The following is a 25,735-nucleotide window of genomic DNA, read 5'->3' on the forward strand; positions in this document are numbered from 1 at the left end:
TTAGCACTTATTTAATATTTTAAAACTAAAAAATCGCCTTCAAAATACATTTTCAGGTATTTTGAAGACGATACTATATTGATAAGCACAGGCCTTTATTATTTGTAATTAAACTCAGGTATCTCATGGCAACGGTGGCTTGCGTGCTAATATCCGCTTCAAACGGTAAAAATCCTCCTGTATGTTCGACGACATTTTTACCATCTACATACACTTCCGCGTGATGTGTCGCCGAGCCTAATCTTAAAAGGAGGGAATAAAGATGAAGTTCAAACCCTTTTAAATGATTTACAATCACATAGTAAAATCCCTTTACTCGTTGCCGCAAACTGTGATGCTGGTGGGAATGGCGCATGTAATGATGGTACCTATATCGCGTCTGTGGCACAATGTGAAGCTACACAACAAACACAAGTAGCATTTAATGCCTGCTTTGTATCTGGTAAAGAAGCCAAAGCGTTAGGCGTTAATGTGAACTTTGATCCTTGCGTCGATATTGTAGAAAACTGGCGTAATACCATTGTGAACACACGAAGTTATGGTACAAATGCCGAAACAGTGATACGTTATTCCAATGCCTATATAGACGGTTATCGTCAAAATGATGATATGATCACATGCGTGAAACATTTCCCGGGTGATGGCACAGAAGAACGTGATCAGCATTTAGTGTTAGGTGTCAATGAACAAACTGTAGCACAGTGGGATGACTCTTTTAGAAAAGTATACGAAAACCATATTGAACTTGGTGTTGAAATGATTATGGCAGGCCATATCGCTCAACCAGCCTACTCAAAATTGTTGAATCCTAAATTAACAGATGCTGATATTTTACCAACTTCATTATCAAAAGAGGTAATAACCGATTTATTAAAAACCGACATCAAATTCAATGGTCTAGTTATTACAGACGCAAGCCATATGTTAGGCATGACCGCTTCAATGCGCCGAGAAGATTACGTGCCTCTTTCTAATGCTTCGGGATGTGACACGTTTTTTAAATGATATTGAAGAAGATTTTAACTTCATGCTTAACGGTTATCGTAACGGCATCATCACTGAAGCGCGTTTACACGATGCCTTACGCCGTATTCTTGGGTTAAAAGTAAAACTACACTTTCCAGAAAAGCAACAGCAAGACTCACTTACACACACCTTCTGAATTAGATGTCATAGGTGCAACAGCCCACCTAGAAATGCAACAAGAAGCTGCTGATTTAGGCATTACATTAGTTAAAAATACGTTGAACGAATTGCCAATCAAACCAGACACGCATCCAAATATTCGCCTATACATGATTGAAGGTGAAAAAGATGGTATTTATAAAGCAGACCAGTCTGTAACCCAAAATATTATTGATATTTTAGAACGACGTGGCTTTAACGTCACGCTTAATGACGGCTCTACGCGCATTAAAGGTAAAACATTGGAATATCGACAACATGTGGATGCTGCACTCGTTTTCGCAAACATCATTGGCTATGCAGCAGAAAATAATTATCGAATTCGATGGTCCAAAGCCATGAGTATTGAAATTCTATGGTACGAACACGAATTGCCAACTGTTTTTGTGTCACATAACTTTACAACGTATCTTCATGATGCCACGATGGTCAAAACTTATATTAACGCCTATCATTCAAATAAAACGAACCTTGAAGCAGTTTTTGATAAAATTACTGGTATAAGTGATTTTAAAGGCCAAGCTAACGATAACGTATGGACTGAAAAAATGGGAAGCTAAACGCTAAATGATTACTATGATAAAAAAGAAATAACCATCCCCTTAAATCTTAAATAAGACGGATGGTTATTTCTTTTTTTTTGCACTATTTATATTGTTTCATCAACTATTTAATATATTTTCTAATTTCAATAAGACTTTCAACTTTACACCTTTATGAATTATTGTATAATAACTTTGTTAGGTTAACCTAAAATTATTGTATGGAGGTGCTTAAGATGAGCAAAAGTCTGGAAGAAATCAACAATACAGTCAGTTTTAAAGAACAGGGTTCTTATTTTTCAAGATTATCTAAATTTATAGGCCCTGGATTGTTAGTGGCTGTCGGTTACATGGACCCGGGCAATTGGATTACCTCCATGGGTGGTGGCGCAAGCTATGGCTATATCTTATTATTTGTCATCTTAATTTCTAGCTTAAGTGCTATGTTTTTACAATCTATGAGCGCACGCTTAGGGATTGCGAGCGACATGGATTTAGCGCAGGTTACTCGGAAAATGATTTCGAAAAAATATGCGATAGTCGCATGGATCATCGCGGAACTTGCCATCATTGCTACTGACATCGCTGAAGTAATTGGCAGTACAATCGCGTTGAATTTATTATTTCATATTCCGCTTATTATAGGTGCTACGATTACCATTGTGGATGTATTCTTATTATTACTAATTATGAAATTTGGTTTCCGAAAAATTGAGGCTATCGTCGGCGTACTCATATTTACGATTTTCATTATTTTCTTATTTGAAGTGTATATGGCAAAGCCCGGTACCGCAGCATTATTACAAGGGTTTATTCCTCACCAAGATATTGTTACTAACAACGGAATACTCTACATGTCATTAGGGATTATTGGCGCAACGATAATGCCACACAATTTGTATTTGCACTCCTCTATTGTGCAATCAAGAACATACGATAGACAAAATGATGCCTCTAAAAAAGCAGCGATTCATTTTGCACAAATAGACTCCAATATTCAATTGTCTGTGGCCTTTGTGGTGAATTGTTTATTGTTAATATTAGGTGCAGCATTATTTTATGGTACGAGCCAGGAGCTTGGGCGTTTTTATGAATTATATGATGCCTTAAAAACATCACATGTTGCGAATGCCATTGGTGGCGGTGTGACAAGTACATTATTTGCGGTGGCTTTACTTGCGGCAGGACAAAACGCTACCATCACTGGCACATTGTCAGGTCAAATTGTCATGGAAGGCTTTATCCATTTGAAAATGAAACCTTGGGTACGTAGAGTCATTACACGGTTAGTTGCCATTTTGCCAGTTTTTGTATGCTTGCTGATTTATGGCGCTGACACCCAACGTATAGAAGATTTACTTATATTTACACAAGTATTTTTAAGCATTGCTTTACCTCTCAGCATCATCCCACTCATCGTAGCAACGAACAACAAGGGCATCATGGGAGCGCCTTTCGTTAATACAAAATTAGTCAACATCATTGGATGGATTTTAACGATTATCTTATGCTTATTAAACATTTATTTAATTATTAGTACCCTCACGGAGATTGTATAACAATAGATTTAAACATTATAAAGCGCCATCAAAATCCACTTTTAAATGAACTTTGATGGCGCTTCATACCATTTACTAAATCTAACTTTTTTCAAAACTTTTAACATATTTCTGTAAAGGCATATTTAATAAATCATATTTAATGTCTAATTCAAAACACTGACCGATATGATTCAAATAAGTAATACCCACATATAAATCAATAGGTTCAAAAAGCATAATATCGCCTAATTTATAATTGGTAACAGTTGGCAGTAATTCTAATTTTTCTTGATACAAGTGTATAAACTGATTCAAACTTTGTTTTATGTCAGTCTCATTGAAATTTAAAGGTGCATCCCAACATAGCTGATTAATAAAACTAGATGTTAACATCTGTTCCCCATTTCTTAAATAGTTATTATGTTCTAATTCATTACTTAAAAAATGCATTGAACCAGTTAAAACTATTATAGGAACCGCTAAATTTTCCAAACATTTGCGAAAACGTACTTGTTCTTTAGGGCTCAAATTCGCTTCCGGATAAAAATAAATCAATAGTGTTTTTTGACCCGATATTGCATTCATTTCTTCAACTAAAATAGGCAGGATTTTCTCAAGCCTCACTATTAATCGATCATAATCTTCACAAATTTCATAATGAAATTCCAATAATTTTATAAAGGCTTTAAAATCAAACTTTTTTATACAAATAGGCAATTCACTTTTAATCAATGACAAAACATCCTCGTGTAATGCATTGATAGAATTGAAATAACTACCAATTTCTATATGATTTCCTAAATTCCTTAAAATCTTTTTTGTTAAAATAGCATTACTAGCCAATCCATGTTCTCTTTCTACTAATTCGTGATTTAGTATCCAACTTTGATAGGAAGCATAAGACACCGTTTCTTGATTCATATCATCAAAGATAATGACTTCATTTTTATTAGAATTCCTCTTTTGAAAATAATCATTAATGACTTGAAGGATGTCCTCTTCTTTAGTGTCATGTTCATTATAAATTGAAGTATAATGACCGATATTTAAAGATACCCGGTCTAAATCATTACACTTAATGTCCCAAATCATTTCATTCATCGGTTCTGTCCTCCTAGAACAATATCGTCCGATTATCACCTAATAATGCGATGTTTTGATCCTCTTCACCTAATAATATTTGCATTTTTTCATATTGCTTTTCAGTAATGATTAAAACACGTACATGACCGTCTGATGGCAAAAACTGCTTTACTTGATTAACACTAAAATGTGCCGCATCTTTATTAGCAACACTCTTTATATATATTGAATACTGCATCATTAAAAAACCATTTTCGAGTAATCTTTTCCTGAACTTACTATAAATGCGCCTTTGTTGCTTAGTTTCCACTGGCAAATCGAACATCAAAATGACACGCATAAATCTATAACTCATAAAACTCGTATTTGCGAAGCTCAGGAAATTTAATTAAATGAGGTTGTCCTTCTCGAAAATATTCGATTATCGATTGAACCATGATATCAATCGCTCGTATAACTGTTTGCATTTTACCATCAATATACACACGAGCATGTAATAAATTCACTAAATTTAATCGATACTGTTTAGTCATAAAATCATCAGGTGGATTTTTTAATAAATATAAATCTACAATTGGTCGAAACGGTTCAATTAAGTCCGATGCTAAATTAAAATGATTACGTCCACCAATGTGGTGTATCCCCATAGCAGGCATTAATCCCTTAGCAACAATCGTACGTGCAATCGCTGAATTTAAAATAGTGTATCCATAATTTAATACAGCATTTTCCAATAAATCATCGTTATCTCTTGTAAAATTGGTAAAGAAGCTATTGAAGTAGTATTTAGCCGCCTGCCCCTCTATATTTTCACGATCAAATAATTTAACTAAAGATTTGAGTTGTAACATTTTTTCAGTTCTTTCTTTATCAATACCATTATGTTCCATACATGCAACTTGATTTTTGATCTTTTGTTGAACAATCATTTTCCATAAGGCATCTTTTTCAGATTGTCCCCATGATAGTTGCTCTTTCATTTGACCATACTGACTATAATGACCTGATATTGGTTGTAACATACATTCAGGTAAATGCTTTTGATTACATAAAATCACTAAAATATTGTAATCCGACAATTCGACTAACAACCTTGCTGTAAGTGTCACCGTTAAATCTTCAATCACCACTGCAAAAATATCACTCAAGGGGATTTTAACCTCCAAATCCCCTTTTGTGACTTTCAAACTATTTAAGTTCAAAGACATCTTACTAACATCTGAAGCATACACAATTCTCCACGACATTATTCCATACCTCGTTTAAAAATGAGTTGCGGCTTTTTAGGTGGAGCAGCTTTATACAAATTACCTAATATGTCAGTGGTATATTTTTCAATATGCGTCGTTGATTTACCGATGGTTTTGTATATAACACCAGTTTTTTTAATATTATTCAATTCCATATAATCTTTAATAGATATGTCAATCATATCAAGCTGAATTTTATTTTTTCAGAATCATTTACACCAATCACTCTATACATTTCACCATTATAATTAATTATATCGTTTTTATAAAAACTTCCGATGAACTTGTAACTATCATCTATTTGTTTATCTTTCTTTTTTTGTTCATATTTTTCTCTCGAAATATAATAATAATTAGATTTTTGTTCTAAATCTATATAACTAATCGTAATCATTTTGTAATTATTTCCATATTGGTAAATATCAAATCTATAAGAATAAATTTTTAATTGGACAATTTTATTTCTACTATTTATATATTTATTTGTTACATCACAATGTCTACCTAATCTTTCTCTAAGGTATTTTATTTTATTAATGTAAGGGCCTTGACCCGTCTTAGAAAATTTTCTAATCTTCTCACCTGTCTCTTCATAGTATTTAGCAAATGGATTTTTTTCACTTTCATATTGTTTAAATACTTTTTCAAACTTTTCAAATGTTTGAGGATCGTTTCTGTACATTAAAAGTCTATGGGGATCTTTTTTGAATTTTGTTTTTACCTTATCATTATTAACAGAGTATATATCTTTAATACTTTCAACTACATATTCAATACCATCTATATTTCTTGTAGAGTATAAAGTATCTTTAATTAGTTGACGGTTAGGTTTCTTATCTACGCGATGAGAAAATTTACGAATTTCAAACTTTTTAATGGCCTGTGCCTTTTGAGTATCTTCAAACATTTGGTTATATTCATCTTCACTTTGCACAGTCACTCTTTTTTTGTCGACTTCTTTACTAGGAGCATCTAATACTTTATTAATGTTACGAAGCTTTTTGTTATGTTTAAACAGAAAATCCGCATTAGCAATGATCAATGCATCTTCTGCATGATGTTTATATCCTTTATTTCTATCTTTATCAAACTTCCACACTTTTCTTAAATAATTGGTAAAACTACCATTGATTGTTTTAACTTTAACATCCAAATTATTGGCACTAAAATATGCTTTTAAAAGACTTGTCAATTCTCTTGTCGCATAACGCGTATCTACTAAATTACGATTAATAAACTCTTTTTGCACATCATATTTATTAATGTCACGTTCTTCTAAAAGATACTCTCTTTTCTTTTTAGTAATACGATCTTTTGTTTTACTTAAATTTAAAATATGTTGCTTAAATTCATTATATGATAATGAAGATTCACTTGAATTTAAATACTGATACGGTGTTCTATTACCTTTTTTACTATTTTCTTCAGCTCTTACTAACACTTTATTATGCATAGAGTTATCAAAAGCTACCGAACGCGGTATGATATGATCGACCTCATAGTGATTAGGATTTTTTAATAAATCTTCAAGAGGAATATCTTTTAAAGAATATAAACACTTACCTTCTTGCATATTATGAAGTTTAATTTTTTGAACAATTCTTTTAGCATTATCATTACCATACTCTCTTAACACCTTTTCAACTTGTTTTCGGGTTTCTGCATTTTGTTTTTGAAGTTGATTTAAAAATTTTCTTCTATCATCACTGTTATTTTCTCTTGCAAGTTCTATAATTATATCTTCAGGTAATCCATACTTATCGATTATGGCATTTACGACTTGAATAGACTGAATGAAGGCACGTTTTACAACAGGAGATAAAATAAAATCATCTACAAGTTTTATAGGTATTTTATGTTGTTGGCTTAAGTCTATCTTTTTAGGTTTTAAATTCAACTTTGTAAAGAGTTCCATTTGATTTAAAGAACTTTCCCATAAATCATCTAAAAGCAGGTTGATACACTTCAAAGATAATCGGTGTGTGCCAGCATATCCAGAAAGCGCACTAATCTTTTCTTTTTCTTTTTCAGAAAGCAATTCCGGTAATTGATTAAGTTCTTTTATAATACTCTCTGGGTCTTGGTATATAGTAATTATTTCAGCAATATTATCCATTAATTGTACGTCATTTAAGTACTTTGAATCTTCAAAAATATTTTTCAAATCATGATATAGCTTGAATTGAGTAAATTCGGGTTTACCCGATTTATTAACACGATATCCTTTAATATCCGTTTCACTTACACCAATTTCTTTAGCAATTTGTTTTAAATTCGGTGTTTTCTTTTGTTTAAAAACATTTTCAATAATCTGAAATTTTTCACCGTAATTAAGTTTGGCTTCTTCATCACGCGTGATTACTAAATTATTTAAATCATTTAACGCATTGAAAAGTTCTGCACTATATGCATATTTAACACTACGAAGTTCTTCAGGGAAATATGTACAGTGCCCCATCATTTGTTCAAACCACTTTTTAATATTACCTTCCCAACCAAACGGACTTCCTTTGCCAGGTCCTTCAAAATATTCACGTCTCGTTTCAACCAAATCAATATAACGCATTATAAATGTTTGATCAATTTCAAAAAACTTTGATTGTGTTTCTAAAAGTTTACGTGCTTCTCTAACGAAATCTTCTGTCTTAAACCTGTTTTTCTCACCACGGACTTTATAATCCTGTTCAAATCGTTCAAGTTGTAATTCACACACATATTTATCTGATAACGCTTTAGCATTCTTTTTTAATTGGTCCTTTGTAGACAGCTCGTTGCCACTATCATTATCATCCATCATTACATTGACATTATGGATGCCACGACGCTTAGCAATATGTAATAATGCGATAACCAGTTCATCTTTACTTAGCTTTTCATTAAGACCTTTAACTCTTATTTGGTAAGGGTTCGTACTTTTAGGAATGTTTGTTAAATCCAACAAATTATATTCCGCAAGTAAATGTTTCACTCTATCAAGTCTATGAATTCGTCTTCTTTTTAAACGTCGCGCTCCCCTTTTACTACGTCTTCCTTCATTATTATCTACATTCGCTTCTGGAAACAATCGTACCCCAGCATCTTTAATTTCACGCGTATCACTATCTACAATACCGTATCCCACTGAGGTAATACCTATATCGAGTCCTAGTATATAATTATTCATTTATACATTGCCCTCCCTTTTAAATACTATTATAAAAGAAGAACAAAAAAATTCCCACTAATAAATTAGTGGGATAAACACGACATATAGTCTTGTTTTAGTAGATTCTGTAATTTTAGGTATAAGCACAAATAAGTACTTGTAAATTTATTTTATCATAAGATCCATTTGAGTCAAGAATTTTCTGATATTTTTTATAGAGTGAGTGTTATAACTTCCACCTAAATAACATTTATTTCATTGAGTTAAACAATTTTATGAGGTTATCGCTAAAATAAATGGATCGCTTATATAGATATTTCATAAATAGCACATTTATAAAAACACCTAAAATTACAGAGTACTAAAAATTTCTGCGCCACAACGCCGATTCTTTTGGGTTTCACTTATACCTAAAATTACAGAGTACTAAAACTATTCTATCGTTACCTTGACACTGAAGAGTGTTTCACTTATACCTAAAATTACAGAGTACTAAAACCCCGTTTCTTTCGATAATTGGTCATAATTGGTTTCACTTATACCTAAAATTACAGAGTACTAAAACAGTGCTGTTAGTGGCTCAGGTTTATTGTCCGTTTCACTTATACCTAAAATTACAGAGTACTAAAACTAAATCAGTGTCATAGTGCGGTCATCGTTAGTTTCACTTATACCTAAAATTACAGAGTACTAAAACGAGGGAAATGCGACATCATTGTCGGTGGATGTTTCACTTATACCTAAAATTACAGAGTACTAAAACTGGATTATCCAACCCTTTAAACAAGAATATGTTTCACTTATACCTAAAATTACAGAGTACTAAAACCTCTAGCTACAGTATACTATAACTTTTAAGTTTGTCTAATCCATTGATATCACTGATCTTTACGTATTTTGGATAAATTTTAATTTACATCCACCACAATACTTTGACCTTGACTATTTTTGACCTTTGTCGTATAATAAGATTGTAAAGGATTAGATGTGATCTTTACCATTTCAGTTTCTTGATATTTGCGACATTCTAAAATATGAAGGAGCGATGCTTTATGGCATTCCAATTAAAACCATTTAATCATTCTATTTTTGATATGAATCCCAGTGATCTTTTTAAAGATTTTGGGCAAGGTTTAATGCAATCTCAAGCTTTTAAAACAGATATTTCTGAACGTGAAGATGCATATGTTGTAAGCGCTGAACTTCCAGGTATGGCAAAATCAGACATTCACGTTGATTTTGACCACAACATTTTAACTATAGCTGCAGCTCACACTGAAAATAATGAAAAAGAAAATGAAGATGGCGTTATTGTACATCGTGAACGTCGTACTTCAAGTGTGAAACGTCAATTCACATTCAATAACGTTGAACGAGACAATATTCACGCATCTTATGACAATGGTGTGCTTGAAATTACGCTACCTAAAACGCAACATTCTGAGACATCACCGTCTCGAATTCCTATAAATTAATAGATACTTTTTCGCAGAAGCGCCCCCTCTTGCTTCTGCGTTTTTTATGTGTTTACATTAACATAACTTTAACGCACTTCATGCACTTTCTCAGGAACGATATGTACATTTTCAAATGCCCCTACTACGAGCGAACTGCCTAAAACAAATAAAGCTGTGCCAACTATCACTTTATGCATCCATTGAACCTGTTTCCCTTTTTTCATTTGCAAACTCCTTTTTATTAATTATCGCTATACTACCATTGATGTATGAACACGATGTGATTTTTATTTAAAGTTTTAATGAATTTTGTCAGAATTTTATATTTACGAATGGGGGTTAACTTTTGAATCTTATCTTGTTGATATGGGATACTGAAGATAATACAAAGATCGGGGTGACGTTATGCAAAAACATATTCATATTATTGGTGCTGGTTTAAGCGGACTAGTTGCTGCGACGGAGTTGTTAAAGCGTGGGCACCGTGTCACATTGATAGATCAAGAACCTCCTCAAGCAATGGGAGGACAAGCGTATTGGTCATTTGGTGGTCTTTTCTTAGTGAATTCTAAAGTTCAGCGACGTTTGGGCGTTAAAGATAGTTATGACTTAGCACTCAGTGATTGGTTAGGATCAGCAGGGTTTGATCGCTTACAGGAAGATGATTACTGGGCGTATCAGTGGGCTAAAGCTTATGTACATTTTGCGACTTATGAGAAAGAAACATATTTAAAAGACATGGGCATCACATTGACACCGATACTTGGTTGGGCGGAACGTGGTGGACATTCCGCTTCTGGTCATGGTAATTCTGTGCCACGTTTTCACATCACTTGGGGGACAGGACCAGGTCTGGTAAACCCTTTTATCGCGTTTGTTAAGAAATATGAAGCGTCTGGTCAGTTTACATTTTTACCGCGACATCAAGTGACCGACATTAAAATTGTAGGCGACGCTATTAAAAGTATCTCTGGCAATATACTCGAACAAAGCGATGTCCCAATTGGCGCGCCGTCTTCACGTAAAGTAGTCGATACTTTTCAATTTGAGGTGTCTTACCTCTTGATTACAACAGGTGGCATTGGCGCAAATGAAGCATTGATTCGACAAAATTGGCCACAACGCCTAGGTGCTGCCCCGAAAACAATGATACAAGGTGTTCCTGATTCGACCGATGGTAAGATGCTTGAAATTAGCGAAAATGCTGGTGTCAATCTCGTGAATAAAGATCGTATGTGGCATTATACTGAAGGCATTCAAAATCATAGTCCTATTTGGAATAAACACGGCATTCGTATTATTCCCGGTCCTTCCTCCATGTGGTTTACCGCGACAGGAATACGTATGGAAGCACCGGACTATCCTGGATTTGATACGTTGCACACGCTCGAAACCATTATGAAATCAGGCTATGATTATTCATGGTTTATCCTTACAGAAGATATTGTAAAAAAGGAATTTGTACTCTCCGGTTCAGAACAAAACCCTGATTTAACAAATAAAGCGATTCAACACGTGATTAAAGAACGGCTCGGTAAAAAAGCAACCGGTCCTGTTCAAGCTTTTTTAAATAAAGGCGCTGATTTTGTGATGGCCGATGATTTAAAATCGTTAGTTGAAAAAATGAACGCTTTAACTGGAGAAAATTTAATCGATCACGATCATGTCAAACATGAAATTGAAGCACGTGACTTACAAATTAGAAATGTATTTAGCAAAGATCCACAAGTTACATTTATACGTAATGCTCGACACTTTCTAGGTGATAAATTGATTCGTACGGCGAAACCACATCCGATATTAAGTGGTAAAAACGGCAAACTAATCGCGGTGAAACTACATATTATTAGTCGTAAAACATTGGGTGGTATTCAAACCGACCTAGACGGTCAAGCGTTTAATCATCATCGTGAGCACATCAAAGGTCTATATGCGGCAGGTGAAGCATCAGGATTTGGTGGTGGCGGCGTTCACGGGTATCGTGCATTAGAAGGAACATTTTTAGGTGGCTGTATTTTTAGTGGTTTACGCGCGGCTGAAGGAATTCACAAAAGCACCCCAACATAATATAAATATGTTATAATAAGGCGAAATATATTTTAGGAGTTTACATCATGGGGACATTGTATAAATGTTTGGCCCTCTCATTCACGTTTATATCAACTTGTATGTGTATATGTACGCTCATTCTACCTACCATATTGGCTACATATGCATTATTGATTTGTGCTTGGATTTGCCTTTCATTCATCATTACACTTATTGGAATCATTAAATGCTATAAATATGATGTGCTATATGCGAGTTTAACTACCATTAATGTATGCGCATTAATTTACGCTTTCATATCTTTATTCCTAATATAATACTGTGAGCGATATTAAGATTCACAAAAATTGCCTTCAACGTCTTTTTTATAACGGTGAAGGCTTTTTGAATACAATTTATATTAACGAAACTAACACACTATGATCGTCTCATATCATTATTTTATGTTTCGTCTCTCGCAAATTTTCTTTGTTCAGCTTGACGCAATTCGATGCGACGAATTTTTCCAGAGTTCGTTTTTGGCAAAGTATCTACAAATTCTATAGCTCGTGGATATTTGTACGGTGCGACACTTTCTTTCACAAATTGTTGCATTTGTTGTATGAGGACATCATCTCCTTCAATCCCCTCTTGTAAAATGACAAACGCTTTTACGATATGTCCTCTATCAGCATGAGGACTTGCAACGACGGCACATTCTTTTACAGCTTCATGATGCGTAAGCGCATCTTCAACTTCAAATGGACCAATGGTATAGCCCGAACTAATGATAATGTCATCTTTACGTCCTTCAAACCAAAAATACCCATCTTCGTCTTTCTGTGCCAAATCACCGGTAATATGATATCCCGCTAAACGCGCTTCCTCCGTTCGTTCATGGTCATTAAAATACCCCTTGAACAACGCTGGTAAAGATAATGGAACGGCGATGTTGCCTTCTTCGTTGCTCCCCAGTTCATTACCTTCATCATCAACAATCGTCACCCCTGTACCTGGAATAGCTTTACCCATTGCACCAGGGCGTTTAGGTGTATTTTCTAAAAAGCCGATAAGCAATGTACTTTCGGTTTGACCATAGCCATCGCGCACCGTCAAATTAAAGTGTGCTTCAAATTGATTAACCACATCTTTATTGAGCGGTTCGCCTGCAGAAACTGCACTTTTCAAATGAGACAAATCATAATCTGTTAAATTTTGTAGTTTTGCCATCATACGGTATTCGGTTGGTGTACAGCATAACACATTAATTTTGAAGTCTTGTAACAATTCCAAATAACGTGAAGCTTTAAATTTACCATTATATACAAAAGCGGTGGCACCAGATCCCATAATTGAAAGAAATGGACTCCATATCCATTTTTGCCACCCAGGGGCTGCTGTTGCCCATACGAGATCATCTTCCTCTATATTCAACCATTGTTTTGGCGCTAAACGCATATGCGCATACCCCCATCCATGTGTATGCATCACGGCTTTAGGGTTACCGGTCGTGCCTGATGTATACGACAAAATTGCCAAATCATCGCGATGTGTTGATTGTTTTTCAAAATATGTTGGATATTGAGGTTTCTCAGATGCAATAGATATCCATTGTGCATGTTGTCCTGTAACTAGCATTTTGATTAAGGTTTCATATTCCATTGCTTTTTCAAATTCTTGGATATAGTCGGGCATCGTAATCACTGCTTTAACGCTCGCGTGACTAATACGGTATTGCAAGTCTTTAGTACGTAGCATTTCAGAACTTGGGATAACCGTTAAACCCATTTTTAGCGCTGCGATGTATACTTCATATGTTTCAATCGCTCTTGGCAGCATGATGAGCACTCGGTCCCCTTTTTGCAACCCATATTGCTGCAATACATGCGCGACTTGATTCGCATGATGCATCAATGTTTCATATGTCACTTTCACTGGTGGATTAAAGCCATTTTCATAAATTAATGCGAGTTTATGCGCAGTTTGTGCATGTTTTTCAATTTCATCAACAATGTTGTAACGTTCTGGTGCAACAAGCTCTGTATTCTTCATATTTTAACTTCCTTTCTACTTACTGAACTCATGTTATCAAAGGGCTCAGGCCCATCAAAATATTTACACTTATAGCGTAAAAAGAGTTGACACCAGGTACTAGTTCATGTCCGATTACGTTGATAGGTCATAACGAAATAAAAAAGTTATTCGAAAAAGTAGAACATACGTTCGTATTATGTTAGTATACATTTAGACAGGTCAATGGTGTAGGATTAAAACAAAACGGGGTGATGCTTATAGAACACAAACAGAAAAGGGGTAAAATTTAATGACCGATTATCAAATGTTGATGATTGTATTCACCGTCATGAGTCTTGTACTTGTGACACAGCAAAAAAAATAACCATTCAACAATCGTTGAATGGTATGAACTGAATGGTAAGCCATGAATGGCCTGTCGGGTTGTATGTGACCGCATACAACCTTTTTTCAATTTAAATTCACTGATACTATACCAGTATCGACTGTATAAGTCAAAATATGCGCCAACAGATTTTCAACTTTTATCCTGCTATCGTAGCAATCATCAATGCTTTCAAGGTATGAAGTTTATTTTCAGTTTGCTCAAAAGATTTACATTGTTTACTTTTAAACACATCATCTGTCACTTCTAAAGCCGTTAATCCAAATTTTTCATATATCATTTGACCAAATTCTGTTTCCGTATTATGAATCGCAGGTAGGCAATGAAAAAACATTGTATGGCGTTGACCCGTCTTCGCCATTAATTCCTGATTAACTTGAAAATCTTTTAATAACGCAATTCGAGATGCAATTGCGCTTTCTTCACCTTTAGATGCCCACGTATCGGTATACAAGATGTCTGCACCTCTCACTGCTTCATCAATATTTGTAGTCACTTCTATCGACCCATTGGACTGCTTAGCACTTGCGATTGCTTGTTTTAAGACGTATACATCTGGTTGCAATGTTTCGGGTGCACAAATGCGTATATGTAATCCACAAATTGCGCCAGACATCATTAATGAATGGGCCATATTATTACGACCATCTCCTAAATACGTTAATGTTACTCCTTCTAAGTGTCCAAAGTGTTCTTTGATTGTCATAAAATCTGCCAACATTTGTGTAGGATGCCAGTCATCCGTCATACCATTCCACACAGGTACGTCCGCGTATTGAGCAAATGTTTCTATACGTTGTTGCGATGAATGACGATATTGAATGCCATCGAAATAACGGCTTAAAACAATCGCTGTATCTTCAATGGTGTCTTTTTCACCAATTTTAATATCCGAATCACTTAAAAACTCAGCATGTGCGCCAAGTTCTGTCGCTGCACATACAAACGCGGCACGTGTGCGCATTGAAGGTTTATCAAATAATAATGCGATATTTTTACCTTGTAGTTCATGATGCATGACACCTAACGCTTTATCTTTTTTTAATTTTATTGCATTGTCTATAAGTTCATTAAATAACGCTTGCGTAAAATCTGTATCTTTTATTAAAGATCGCCCTTTCAAATCCATCGTTTTCATCTCATTCAAAATATCATATCCCTCCATATTGACATCTTATTAAGATACACAAAACGCCGATATCATCCGTTGTCGGCATCTATACATAAACACATATACCCTATGTCTTTAAAGTTAAAGAAACATTACATATTTGCGTAAAAAAACATTAGTATGCATGTCAAAACAGCGGACAGTATGTCCTAATAGGCGTAATGAGATCAACATATTATACGTGCGACAGTCTAACCGCCCTCTCCCTTCAGACTCCCCACCCCTCTTAAATATTTTCGTTCCAAAGTTATATTAAATCCAGATTCAATACTTTTAACGCGTACTTAAATCATCTTAAGAATGATTAAATAAAAACAATTTTCAAAAAATTTATGATACAGTTAATACATCAAATAACTAGGAGTGATTCAAAATGAATCTTAATAAAATTATTTTATCTGCAGTTACAACAGGAGTTTTAGCCACTGGTATTTTTGCGGCAGTGCCACATCAGCAAGCGGAGGCATCTGTATTTTCTAAAGGCGGTATTGTATTACATGACGATTCACGCATTTTAGAACATGAAGTTGATTATGTTGGTGTCCTTTTAGACAAAAAAACTGACAAAAAAACAAAAGCTAGCATCAGAGCTTACTTCAAATTATTAGGATACAAATCTGCTAAAGATTTTCTCAAAGCTGCAAAAGCACAAGGATTAGATACATCTAAATACGATTATTTATTAAAAAAATAATCTAACCATATCAATATATGTCTAACTTCAAATCTGCGTCATGACCCTGTCATGGCGCTCTGTTTTGTTTATAATTATCTTTTTTTAAACCGATTACACCCAATCGCATCGGCCATTAGTCTGATTTATTACGAATTCGAAATTTATTGTTGATATATTTTGTATACTTGGTACAATATGGGCTGTAGATAAAAACTTAAATGATAAAACAGAAAAGGAAGCGAACGAACAATGGCAAAATTATTATTTATTACAGCTCACCCTTTAGACGAGTTGGTCTCTAATTCTATGGCAGCAGGTCAAGCCTTTATTAAATCGTATGAAGCGCATCATCCAGATGATGAAATTGTGCATGTAGACCTATTCAAAGAGTATGTACCCTATATTGATGGTGATGTCTTCTCTGCATGGGGTAAGCTACAAAATGGCGACGTTTTAACTGCAGAAGAAGAAACAAAAGTGACACGTTTAAATGAGATATTAGAACAGTTTGTAAATGCTGATAAATACGTCTTTGTTACACCAATGTGGAACTTATCATTTCCACCAGTCGTAAAAGCATATATTGATGCTGTGGCTGTTGCTGGCCAAACATTTAAATACACATCTAATGGCCCTGTTGGACTATTAACAAATAAAAAAGCATTACACATTCAATCACGTGGTGGTTATTATACAGAAGCACCAGCGAATGCATTGGAACATGGCGACAGCTACATTAAAGCGATGATGGGATTCTTTGGCGTACCATCATATGATACGGTTATTATTGAAGGTCACAATAAAGATCCTGAACGTAGCGAAGAAATTAAAGCAGCTGCCATTTTAAAAGCACAATCATTGGGAGAAACATTCTAAAAACGCCTCTAAATTTAAGGCCAGCGATTGGTCAAAAAAAGCCTTCAAAACTCAGTCTGTCATGAGTTCTGAAGGCTATAGTTATATTAGCTGTATACAACGTGACCTATTCAATACTTTTACATAATAGCATACGATCATTCATAGTTTAACTTGGTTAAAATTAAAAGTGCTTCATCAAGTCGTCACATTAATATTGCAGTTGCGAAGTGACAATCTACGAAAAAATAATAATCTTTATTTCAATTGAACAATTTTGTAATATATTGTGGAAGTAATCCAATACATAAATCCGTAAACAAGCACCACAATGAATGTGACACCGACATAACTACTTAAGAAGAGTGATAAGTCTTTAATACCTAAAACACCTTAATTTTACCTGCAAAAAGTGTGTGAATCAACGCGACTAGAATAGGTAATACAAAAACCCACATAATTTGTTGATGAATGGTTTGTTTGATTAAGCGATAATCTAAACCAACTTTTTGCATAATATCAAAATTCCGTTTATCCTCATAACCCTCAGATATTTGCTTGTTATATAACATTAAAAACGTCCCCACGAGTAGCACAATTGAAACGACAATCCCCATAAAGATGAGGCCACCATTTAATTCATAAAGTGATTTTCTAATGCCGTCTTTACTCATAATAGACACATCATGTTCCTTTTGTAAATGAGCCATGGCTTTAGCAAAACTCTTTTTATTGCCTTGGATATTAAAATCGATGTTTGTACCTCCAGTACTGTCTTGATGCGTAAATGGTTTTGTAATTGTTTTGAAGGTTTGATCATCTTTCACAATAATATACGCAGAATCTGCGGCGATTTGATTGCCTATTTCTTTATTATCAGTACGAATCACATTGTACGTTTTACCGCCAACTTTAACATGTTTCATGCCATTAAACATAGCGGAATCGGAATCAATGATGATTTCATTGTCTTTTAAATGGACATGCGCATGACGCGCTTGATTGTAATCTTTTTGAGTGACAACCACCCCATATACTAGATCACTCATATATAAATTAAATCCTTCTTTTGGCACCTTAAAGGTATGATCTTTCAGTTGGAATGATATAAATTCATTCCCGAATATACGATATTGATCGACTGTCGCAAGGTGATCAATGTCTTTTTTAAGGGCTTCGACACGATTTGATGCTTTTTTTGAATAATTATAATTACCATCTAATGTAATTTGATAATCTTCTTTCAATGATTGTTCCACTTGGTCTTCTAAACCACGATAGGTGGTGACGGTCATGCCCATCGTCACAATTAAAAACGTACATAACATTGTGATACTTGCTAAACCAACAACATTTACCTTCATTCGTGATAGTAAACCTGCGATTGAAAAGAAATTTTTAGGTTTATAATAAATTTTAGGTATGCGTTGGAGCCATTGTAGTAAGAGTAAACTTAATGACATAAATAATGCATAGGTTCCAATCATCACAAAGAAAATCGCTGTAAAGATTGTTTGAAATGAGCTCACAATCGTTTTTGCTGACAGCGCCAAATAGTATCCATATCCTAAACATAACGCCCCAACGAGACATAAAGGAATGAGTATCCATTTTCGTGTTTTTTTCTCTCCTGCACGACTCTCATTCATTAACTTAATAGGGCTTTTCGTACTTGTATGAATGATATTGATCATTAATAAAACACTAAATAAAACTGCACTGATTGCTAACGTGATAAGCATCGCTTTAATACTAAATGGGTAATGCATTATGGATATCGACGTTTTACTAATCAATTTGTTTAATAATAAAAAGAGTAAATTTCCAAATAAATATCCGCCAACGATACTCAAAATACTCACGACGATAAACTGTACACTTAATTCTAAAAATGACACAATGTGTAAATGTTTTTTCTCCAAACCTAACACAATTTGTAGCGCGTACTCTTTTCGACGGCGTTTCATTATAAAGCTATTGGCATAGATAATGAAAATGACTGATAAAATCATAATAATCACATTGATATACATTAACAATTCTGGTAAATATTCATGACGGTGTGCAATGTAGTCATTATTAATGATTGATAATAAAATATATTCTAATCCTAACATCATGCTTGCTGTCAAAATAAATGGGATAAATAACGTTTTTAACGCAACAAAGTTTCGTTTAACAAGTTTGATTAAAAGCTTGAGGGTCATGTTAGACACCTCTTCCATTTAATAATGCTAAACTATCTGATATACGTTTTTGAAATGCTTGTTGTGTCTCATCTCCACGGTACAGTTCATGATATAACCCACCATCTTTGATAAATAAAATGCGATTTGCAAAAGAGGCATCCTGTATAGAGTGTGTCACCATTAAAATAGTTTGTTTGCGGTCGTTAATGTCTTTAAACATGGTCATAATTTCTTGAGATGTTTTAGAATCAAGTGCACCCGTCGGTTCGTCAGCGAGCAATAGTTGTGGCTTATTAATTAAAGCACGTGCAATCGCCACGCGTTGACGCTGTCCTCCTGACACTTGGTAAGGATATTTATCCAGTAGCGTTTGGATGCCAAGTTGTTCTGTTACTTGAATCAGTCTCTTTTGCATCGTATTCACGTTAATATTTGATAACACTAAAGGCATCAAAATATTATCTTTATTACTCATTGTGTCCAAAACATTAAAATCTTGAAATACAAATCCTAATTCATCTCGACGAAAACGTGAGATGGATTTATTTCGCAATTGAGCTACATCTTCTTGATTAATCGAAATCGACCCTTCAGTAGGACGATCAAATGTTGCAATAAGGTTGAGTAATGTTGATTTCCCCGAACCCGACTCTCCCATAATGGCTACAAATTCACCCTCTTGAATGTCAAAGCTCATCTCATTTAATGCTGTAACTTTATTAAGTCCTTTACCATATACTTTTTTAAGATGTCTTACTTTTAGTAACATCGTGGTTGCCTCCTTATTTCTTTGACTTCAGTGTAAAGGATAAAGAAAACAGCAACATTTATAATTCCTTACAAAAGTTGCTGCGAATCTTACATATTTGTAAGATGAGATGGTTTCGGAAACTGAATCGTAAATTCTGTATATATGCCAGGTTCTGATTGAACAGCTATAGGATGATGCAGTTTCTCTGAAATTTCTTTCACAATAAACAATCCTATTCCACTAGATTTGTCATTCAAACGACCATTCGTCCCGGAATACCCTTTTTCAAATATCTTTGGCAAATCGACCTTATTGATACCGATACCGTTATCTTTAATTGTGAGTGTGTGTTGTTGCGCATCGAATACAATCCAAATATCGCCACCTTTAGCGTATTTGAGTGCATTATTTAAAATTTGTTCAATCATAATCTTGATCCATTGGGCGTCTGTCGTCACCTCACAATTAAGGTGCTCTGTATGAATGCGTGTACGATGTTCAATAAAATGTAATGCATATCGTTGGATTAATGGTTTGACGATATCTTCAAGCGCCACTTTTTGGACCACCATGTCGGTTTCATGGCTTAACAATTTTAAGTAATTCAGTGCCAAATTAGTATAATTTTCAATTTCTGTGATTTCTTGACGTACGCGGTTCACCATCCCCGCTTCATTACGTTCTAATAAAAGTTTAGAGGCAGTAATTGGCGTTTTAATTTGATGCACCCACGTTAAAAAATAATGCTCTAAATCTCGTTGATAGTGACGATGTTTTGTTTTAACGTCTTGCAATTCATCTTCTAGGCGCGTATTGATTTGTTTTAATGTTTCTTGCTTTTTAAAATAAACCCATTTCACAGCGATATACAAGCTGAAAACAAATAGCGACACGCTTAAAATCAATATATATGCTTCTACTTCAAGACCATAGATGAATGATATAAATAAAAATAACATTAACATGAGCACGTATATGCATATATCACTAAAAATATGAGTATAAAAACGCAAGTGCCTCACCCTCTTTACACTTTGTATCCAACATTCTTTTTCGTTTGTATGAAATCCACTAACCCAATTTGTTTTAATTTTTTCCGTAAACGTGACATATTCACTGCTAACGTATTGTCATCGATGAAATTTTCAGATTGCCAACATTGTTCGATTAATGTATTACGACTGACATAATGGTCTTCATTTATAAATAATTGTTGTAAAATTTGGAGCTCTGTAAGTGTTAAAGACAGCGTTTGATCCTGATAAGTGAGCATCGCCTTGTCCACGATCAAATCGCATCCTTTTACATGCAACTGAGATTGTTCCACTTTAAAATCATAAGACCGTCTTAACAACGCTTGGATTTTCATAATGGTTAACTTTAAATTAAACGGTTTTTCTATAAAATCATCCGCTCCCATTTGCATCGCCATCATTTGATTCATATTATCAGATGCAGAACTAATAAACATAATCGGCACTTGAGAAGTTTGACGGATTTCCTGACACCAATGAAAACCATTAAGATGTGGTAGATTGATATCTAAAAGAACAAGGTGTGGCTGAAGCGAGTGGAATTTTTCAGTAATCGCATAATAGTCTTGAACATTGACCGCTTCATGATTCCATTTTTGAAGTTCTTTTACTAAGCTTTCAGCAATAGTAAAATCATCTTCCACAATCATAATTTTCATACAACCACTCTCCTTTTTTATCATAGTACCATAAGTTAACAAATGGATAAGATAACTTTATCAAAAAGATACAAATTCATACCACAATCTGAAATACCATCACATGTTCATGTCAAATATAAAAAGCGCGCCCATCACATCATAGACATCATGGCGCACTTATTTTGATCATGATGTACAATGTTTCACGTGACACATGAAGTATCCCGTTGCAATGTTAAGCGTATTTCAAACATCGGTGCATTAAATTGTAGCAAGGCATCCCCACTCTGACGTTGCATGAGTGTTTTCACAATGTATAAACCTACACCCGTTTGTTGGTGGGTCCGACTTTCATCAAGCGTATAAGACCGTTCAAACAACTGATGCAACTGCTCTGGCGAAGGTTCGTGGTCCGTATCATTTTGAAAGTTCACAGTGACATGCTCACTCTCATCTAGAATACTTATTTTGACACTACTTTTCGCATACCGCAGTGCATTTTGAATCACATTGTCTAAAACTCGTATCATCGATTCTTCATGTAAATAAGCGTAATGTGCTGTTGTTATTTCAAATGTCAGGTCGATATTTTTGAGCGTAAACTGATGATAATATGAAATCAATTGATCTTGAATAAACTCACTGATGTTCACGGAATGTAAATCAAGTTCATAATCGAGCGCATTGATATACGTGAGCTCATGGAAAAGATTCACACTATGAATTAAGTGTGTCGTCTTTTTATCAATAATCTGTGCATAGGATTGCATCTCATTTACGTTTTGTGTTTCTTGCATTAATTCTGTATATCCTTTGATTGCTGTTAATGGCGTGCGTAGGTCATGAGACACATTGTTAATTTCTTTATTAAGCATTAATTCCTTTTTTCTAAAAAATTGACGCTGCTCTTTTAAATGATGGATATACCGATTCAATTCACGTATGACGGGTTGACTTTGTTTCATATGCGACGCCGAACGAATGACTTGATTGGTATCAGTATCTTCATTTAAAATTTTCAACTGTCTTTCAATATTATTGACCTCATTAAGCAATCGCACGTATTGACTTCCTAGCACTACACTTATGACGACCAACACTACAACACAAATAAAGATCATTACGCTTCATCCTTCATTTAATACTCTAATTTTTTAAATTTAACATACCCTAAGATGAGACCTAAAATGCCAATACACAAACCAACAACCCAATATTGAATGCCTAAACTCACTTTTCCAGTCATATAAAGCTCTAATATATGATCAAATAAATATTGTGGTGTGAGTTTAAACAGGGGCTTGAAACCATCATTTAACAACGTTAAACCATACAAAATGCGATGCACACCGATTTGTAAACATAAAAGCACTGCAATAATAACACCTATCGCATTCATTCGCATACTAAATAATGCATGCGCAACAGCAAGTATCCCTACCACAAGTGGACACATATTAGTGATACTCAATGTAAAATCACTGATATACGTTTGTCCATCTTTAAATAGAAGCATTCCAAATACAATCATGATGATATAAGAGACTAAACATATAAATAAGAAATATCCAAAAATCATCATCAATTTTCCAAAATAAATGACTTTCAAAGGCACGTCATATGCGATACTCACTTTGTCATTGTATTGTCGTTCTTTAGAGTGAAAAAATTGCGTAATAATGATTCCTATAAAGATAATTAATCCACTAAATCCAACCACATTGACATAATAAAAACGCGCGTTGTCATAAGGGAAATACGAACCTTGTTTGCCCATTATATAAAGCGTTAGCGCGAAGAATATGATGAGGGTAAAACATACCAATGGCAATATATAAAACGCCTTACTTCTAAGCATGAGGTAGCGTTGACTTTTAAGATAATTAATCATACTTGCTGCCCCCTTCCCCTTGTAAGAAGTAGTTTTCTAAATTAAACACTTCTTCTTGAATCTGAGCGACACGGATACCGTTATCCCACATTAGCGCATTGAGTTGCGTGGTATCCATATGTGCGGTATGGATAACAATGGTGTTATCTTCAAGCACTTTATATTGTATAGCATTGTCCAATTCCTCTATGATTTGAACCGCTTTCGAAGGAAGGTCCACTTTTAACGAGATTGCTTTTTGTACTTTATTTAATAATGTATCCTTACTAATAGACTCAATAATGTGACCATTCTCAATAAAGACAAATTGAGTCGCAATTTGTTGTAATTCACTTAAAATGTGACTAGAAATTAAAATGGTCATTCCCAATTCTTTATTGAGTTGTGTAATGAATTGACGAAAATCTCTAATGCCTTCTACGTCTAAACCGTTAATAGGTTCATCTAAAATTAAAACATCCGGATGATTAAGCAATGCTAACGCAATACCTAGTCGTTGTTTCATTCCTAAAGAGAACGCTTTTACTTTCCTTGTTTCATTCTCTAAGCCGACTTGCTTTAAAATAGATTGAATATGTTGAATATCGACCTTTCCAGTTTGCATCGCAATATATTCCAAATTTTGGCGTGCTGTAAGGTGACGCATGAATACTGTTGTATCAATGAAAAAGCCGATGCGTTTACGCATTTCTTTAGTCGAATCATCTAACGTTCCAAACAATTCTAATGTGCCCCCTGATGGTTGAATATGATTCGCCATCAATTTTATGAGCGTCGATTTACCTGCACCATTTTTCCCAATTAACCCGCAAATGTCTCCCTTTTTTAAAGAAAAATCAGTAGGATGTAGCGCATACTGTGTTCCATATTGTTTAAATAATTGATTGGTTTTGATTACATATGACACAAAAAAACCTCCTTCTATGATTTTACTATAGAATCAGAGGTCTCAAATTACTTTAAATAAAATATAAAGAAAGTATAAAGATTTACACAAGCATAAATCCAATGCCCCACACCGTTTTAATATAAGGATCGTCAGAATAAAGGCTTAATTTTTTTCTTAAGTTCGAGATATGTACGTTAATTGTATTATCATCGCCGATATATAGCCCCTGTAATGTTTCATATAATTGACGCTTTGTAAATGGAGTTTCAGGCTGTGTTAACAATAATGCCAAAATATCGAATTCCGTATTTGTTAGTTCCAAATAATGTTCATTTATATAAACTGTACGTTTAGTAGGATTCAACTCAAGTGCTTTCCATTTTAAAACAGTAGGCATGGTGCTAGCCTGAATATTGCGCAATTGTACTTGAACACGTGCCATAAATTCAGCTTTCGAAAACGGTTTGGTGATATAGTCATCCGCACCAGATAATAATAATTCAACTTTTTCATTTACTTCGGATTTTGCCGAAACGACGATAATTTTAGCTGTGATGTTTTTTTTTAATTCTTTCATTAGCTCATTGCCAGTCTTTCCAGGAAGCATAAGGTCTAAAATGATTAAATCATAGGTGGACGATAACGCTTTGGAAAGTCCATCATCACCTGTATAAGCGATGGTTGCATGTGTATCTAGACGAGCAAGATTTAAAGAAATAATATGCGCAATTTCAACATCATCTTCTATTATTAATGCTTTATATTTCATAGTCACACCTCTATGATGTTTCGTTTAAACTATATTATATCAAAACTTGATTTCCATGTTTGGCTCATTTCTTTAAATCATCCATCACGAGCACTCTTAGTCCTTTAATATTTTGTCCTTGACGTCAAAGGCATCCACCATGACTCCTTTCGTTTCAAACGGGTTAAAATGACATGGCACAATCATTTGAATCCACATTATAAAGACAAAATAGAAAAG

The 25,735-nt window shown here is 34.4% G+C and carries 21 protein-coding genes, 1 pseudogene and 1 CRISPR repeat array; of the genes and pseudogenes, 6 read left to right on the plus strand and 16 right to left on the minus strand.

Features of this window, described 5'->3' with window-relative positions:
• Window positions 1-246: 246 nt before the first annotated feature.
• Together GJE18_RS12380 and GJE18_RS11295 are read left to right on the plus strand one after the other, a co-directional pair.
• Window positions 247-1,752, plus strand: a pseudogene (locus tag GJE18_RS12380) (glycoside hydrolase family 3 N-terminal domain-containing protein); the annotation flags it as partial.
• Between the two features lie 211 nt (window positions 1,753-1,963).
• Window positions 1,964-3,286, plus strand: a complete 1,323-nt coding sequence (locus tag GJE18_RS11295) for an Nramp family divalent metal transporter (protein WP_060552028.1) — start codon at window positions 1,964-1,966, stop codon at window positions 3,284-3,286.
• An 81-nt stretch (window positions 3,287-3,367) separates the two neighbouring features.
• On the opposite strand, the gene GJE18_RS11300 is transcribed toward GJE18_RS11295, so the two are convergent.
• The 5 genes from GJE18_RS11300 to cas9 are packed head-to-tail and all read right to left on the minus strand — an operon-like array spanning window position 3,368 to window position 8,764.
• Window positions 3,368-4,369: a hypothetical protein gene (locus GJE18_RS11300; RefSeq protein WP_107368969.1), complete on the minus strand. Its 1,002-nt coding sequence runs from the start codon at window positions 4,367-4,369 to the stop codon at window positions 3,368-3,370.
• Window positions 4,370-4,382: 13 nt separating this feature from the next.
• On the minus strand, window positions 4,383-4,691 hold the full coding sequence (cas2, locus tag GJE18_RS11305; protein WP_165805128.1) for a CRISPR-associated endonuclease Cas2: 309 nt from the start codon (window positions 4,689-4,691) through the stop codon (window positions 4,383-4,385).
• Window positions 4,692-4,695: 4 nt separating this feature from the next.
• Window positions 4,696-5,598, minus strand: a complete 903-nt coding sequence (gene cas1 / locus GJE18_RS11310; protein WP_107368970.1) for a type II CRISPR-associated endonuclease Cas1 — start codon at window positions 5,596-5,598, stop codon at window positions 4,696-4,698.
• A complete protein-coding gene (locus GJE18_RS11315; RefSeq protein WP_165886159.1) occupies window positions 5,598-5,750 on the minus strand; it encodes a hypothetical protein in 153 nt (50 codons plus the stop codon). Before GJE18_RS11315 ends, cas1 begins: the two co-directional genes overlap by 1 nt.
• Before the next feature lie 29 nt (window positions 5,751-5,779).
• Window positions 5,780-8,764 carry a type II CRISPR RNA-guided endonuclease Cas9 gene (gene cas9, locus GJE18_RS11320; RefSeq protein WP_165886160.1) on the minus strand — a complete coding sequence of 995 codons (2,985 nt, stop codon included), beginning with the start codon at window positions 8,762-8,764 and terminating at the stop codon, window positions 5,780-5,782.
• A 379-nt stretch (window positions 8,765-9,143) separates the two neighbouring features.
• Window positions 9,144-9,575: a CRISPR direct-repeat array (repeat unit 36 nt; unit sequence GTTTCACTTATACCTAAAATTACAGAGTACTAAAAC).
• A 223-nt stretch (window positions 9,576-9,798) separates the two neighbouring features.
• Between cas9 and GJE18_RS11325 the strand changes: the two genes are divergently transcribed.
• Entirely contained in the window at window positions 9,799-10,221 is a 423-nt protein-coding gene (locus GJE18_RS11325) for an Hsp20/alpha crystallin family protein (RefSeq protein ID WP_060552033.1), read from the plus strand.
• Window positions 10,222-10,289: 68 nt separating this feature from the next.
• Here the strand turns inward: GJE18_RS11325 and GJE18_RS11330 are convergent, their stop codons facing one another.
• Entirely contained in the window at window positions 10,290-10,427 is a 138-nt protein-coding gene (locus GJE18_RS11330) for a hypothetical protein (RefSeq protein WP_156407416.1), read from the minus strand.
• A gap of 181 nt (window positions 10,428-10,608) precedes the next feature.
• Between GJE18_RS11330 and GJE18_RS11335 the strand changes: the two genes are divergently transcribed.
• On the plus strand, window positions 10,609-12,270 hold the full coding sequence (locus tag GJE18_RS11335; RefSeq protein WP_107368541.1) for an FAD-binding dehydrogenase: 1,662 nt from the start codon (window positions 10,609-10,611) through the stop codon (window positions 12,268-12,270).
• A gap of 423 nt (window positions 12,271-12,693) precedes the next feature.
• Here the strand turns inward: GJE18_RS11335 and mbcS are convergent, their stop codons facing one another.
• A complete protein-coding gene (gene mbcS / locus GJE18_RS11340) occupies window positions 12,694-14,283 on the minus strand; it encodes an acyl-CoA synthetase MbcS (RefSeq protein ID WP_060552035.1) in 1,590 nt (529 codons plus the stop codon).
• A gap of 506 nt (window positions 14,284-14,789) precedes the next feature.
• Window positions 14,790-15,800: an ornithine carbamoyltransferase gene (argF, locus tag GJE18_RS11345; RefSeq protein WP_394371699.1), complete on the minus strand. Its 1,011-nt coding sequence runs from the start codon at window positions 15,798-15,800 to the stop codon at window positions 14,790-14,792.
• A gap of 394 nt (window positions 15,801-16,194) precedes the next feature.
• Between argF and spn the strand changes: the two genes are divergently transcribed.
• Both spn and GJE18_RS11355 read left to right on the plus strand, forming a co-directional pair.
• Entirely contained in the window at window positions 16,195-16,515 is a 321-nt protein-coding gene (gene spn, locus GJE18_RS11350; RefSeq protein WP_060552037.1) for an SPIN family peroxidase inhibitor, read from the plus strand.
• Window positions 16,516-16,746: 231 nt separating this feature from the next.
• A complete protein-coding gene (locus GJE18_RS11355) occupies window positions 16,747-17,373 on the plus strand; it encodes an FMN-dependent NADH-azoreductase (protein ID WP_107368540.1) in 627 nt (208 codons plus the stop codon).
• A gap of 362 nt (window positions 17,374-17,735) precedes the next feature.
• Here the strand turns inward: GJE18_RS11355 and GJE18_RS11360 are convergent, their stop codons facing one another.
• The 8 genes from GJE18_RS11360 to GJE18_RS11395 form a co-directional block, all read right to left on the minus strand.
• Complete coding sequence (locus GJE18_RS11360) at window positions 17,736-19,559, minus strand: ABC transporter permease (RefSeq protein ID WP_165886161.1); 1,824 nt, start codon at window positions 19,557-19,559, stop codon at window positions 17,736-17,738.
• A gap of 1 nt (window position 19,560) precedes the next feature.
• Entirely contained in the window at window positions 19,561-20,310 is a 750-nt protein-coding gene (locus tag GJE18_RS11365; RefSeq protein WP_060552040.1) for an ABC transporter ATP-binding protein, read from the minus strand.
• An 89-nt stretch (window positions 20,311-20,399) separates the two neighbouring features.
• Window positions 20,400-21,314 (minus strand): sensor histidine kinase, encoded by a 915-nt coding sequence (locus tag GJE18_RS11370; RefSeq protein ID WP_171509147.1) that lies wholly within the window; start codon window positions 21,312-21,314, stop codon window positions 20,400-20,402.
• Window positions 21,315-21,319: 5 nt separating this feature from the next.
• Window positions 21,320-21,985 carry a response regulator transcription factor gene (locus GJE18_RS11375; protein WP_060552041.1) on the minus strand — a complete coding sequence of 222 codons (666 nt, stop codon included), beginning with the start codon at window positions 21,983-21,985 and terminating at the stop codon, window positions 21,320-21,322.
• 185 nt (window positions 21,986-22,170) lie between these two features.
• Complete coding sequence (locus GJE18_RS11380; RefSeq protein WP_165805125.1) at window positions 22,171-23,028, minus strand: sensor histidine kinase; 858 nt, start codon at window positions 23,026-23,028, stop codon at window positions 22,171-22,173.
• A 77-nt stretch (window positions 23,029-23,105) separates the two neighbouring features.
• Window positions 23,106-23,858: a hypothetical protein gene (locus GJE18_RS11385; protein ID WP_060552043.1), complete on the minus strand. Its 753-nt coding sequence runs from the start codon at window positions 23,856-23,858 to the stop codon at window positions 23,106-23,108.
• Complete coding sequence (locus tag GJE18_RS11390) at window positions 23,851-24,765, minus strand: ABC transporter ATP-binding protein (protein WP_060552044.1); 915 nt, start codon at window positions 24,763-24,765, stop codon at window positions 23,851-23,853. Before GJE18_RS11390 ends, GJE18_RS11385 begins: the two co-directional genes overlap by 8 nt.
• 82 nt (window positions 24,766-24,847) lie before the next feature.
• On the minus strand, window positions 24,848-25,516 hold the full coding sequence (locus tag GJE18_RS11395) for a response regulator transcription factor (protein ID WP_060552045.1): 669 nt from the start codon (window positions 25,514-25,516) through the stop codon (window positions 24,848-24,850).
• Window positions 25,517-25,735: the final 219 nt, after the last annotated feature.

The sequence above is a fragment of the Staphylococcus agnetis genome, assembly GCF_011466855.1.
In the GTDB taxonomy this organism is placed as follows: Bacteria; Bacillota; Bacilli; order Staphylococcales; family Staphylococcaceae; genus Staphylococcus; species Staphylococcus agnetis.

Coding starts and splice junctions, on each gene's coding strand:
- GJE18_RS11335 (WP_107368541.1), top strand. CDS start 10,609: ATGCAAAAACATATTCATATTATTGGTGCTGGTTTAAGCGGACTAGTT.
- cas1 (WP_107368970.1), bottom strand. CDS start 5,598: ATGTCGTGGAGAATTGTGTATGCTTCAGATGTTAGTAAGATGTCTTTG.
- spn (WP_060552037.1), top strand. CDS start 16,195: ATGAATCTTAATAAAATTATTTTATCTGCAGTTACAACAGGAGTTTTA.
- GJE18_RS11300 (WP_107368969.1), bottom strand. CDS start 4,369: ATGAATGAAATGATTTGGGACATTAAGTGTAATGATTTAGACCGGGTA.
- GJE18_RS11355 (WP_107368540.1), top strand. CDS start 16,747: ATGGCAAAATTATTATTTATTACAGCTCACCCTTTAGACGAGTTGGTC.
- cas2 (WP_165805128.1), bottom strand. CDS start 4,691: ATGCGTGTCATTTTGATGTTCGATTTGCCAGTGGAAACTAAGCAACAA.
- GJE18_RS11360 (WP_165886161.1), bottom strand. CDS start 19,559: ATGACCCTCAAGCTTTTAATCAAACTTGTTAAACGAAACTTTGTTGCG.
- GJE18_RS11365 (WP_060552040.1), bottom strand. CDS start 20,310: ATGTTACTAAAAGTAAGACATCTTAAAAAAGTATATGGTAAAGGACTT.
- GJE18_RS11395 (WP_060552045.1), bottom strand. CDS start 25,516: ATGAAATATAAAGCATTAATAATAGAAGATGATGTTGAAATTGCGCAT.
- GJE18_RS11330 (WP_156407416.1), bottom strand. CDS start 10,427: ATGAAAAAAGGGAAACAGGTTCAATGGATGCATAAAGTGATAGTTGGC.
- cas9 (WP_165886160.1), bottom strand. CDS start 8,764: ATGAATAATTATATACTAGGACTCGATATAGGTATTACCTCAGTGGGA.
- GJE18_RS11375 (WP_060552041.1), bottom strand. CDS start 21,985: ATGAAAATTATGATTGTGGAAGATGATTTTACTATTGCTGAAAGCTTA.
- GJE18_RS11295 (WP_060552028.1), top strand. CDS start 1,964: ATGAGCAAAAGTCTGGAAGAAATCAACAATACAGTCAGTTTTAAAGAA.
- GJE18_RS11325 (WP_060552033.1), top strand. CDS start 9,799: ATGGCATTCCAATTAAAACCATTTAATCATTCTATTTTTGATATGAAT.
- GJE18_RS11385 (WP_060552043.1), bottom strand. CDS start 23,858: ATGATTAATTATCTTAAAAGTCAACGCTACCTCATGCTTAGAAGTAAG.
- mbcS (WP_060552035.1), bottom strand. CDS start 14,283: ATGAAGAATACAGAGCTTGTTGCACCAGAACGTTACAACATTGTTGAT.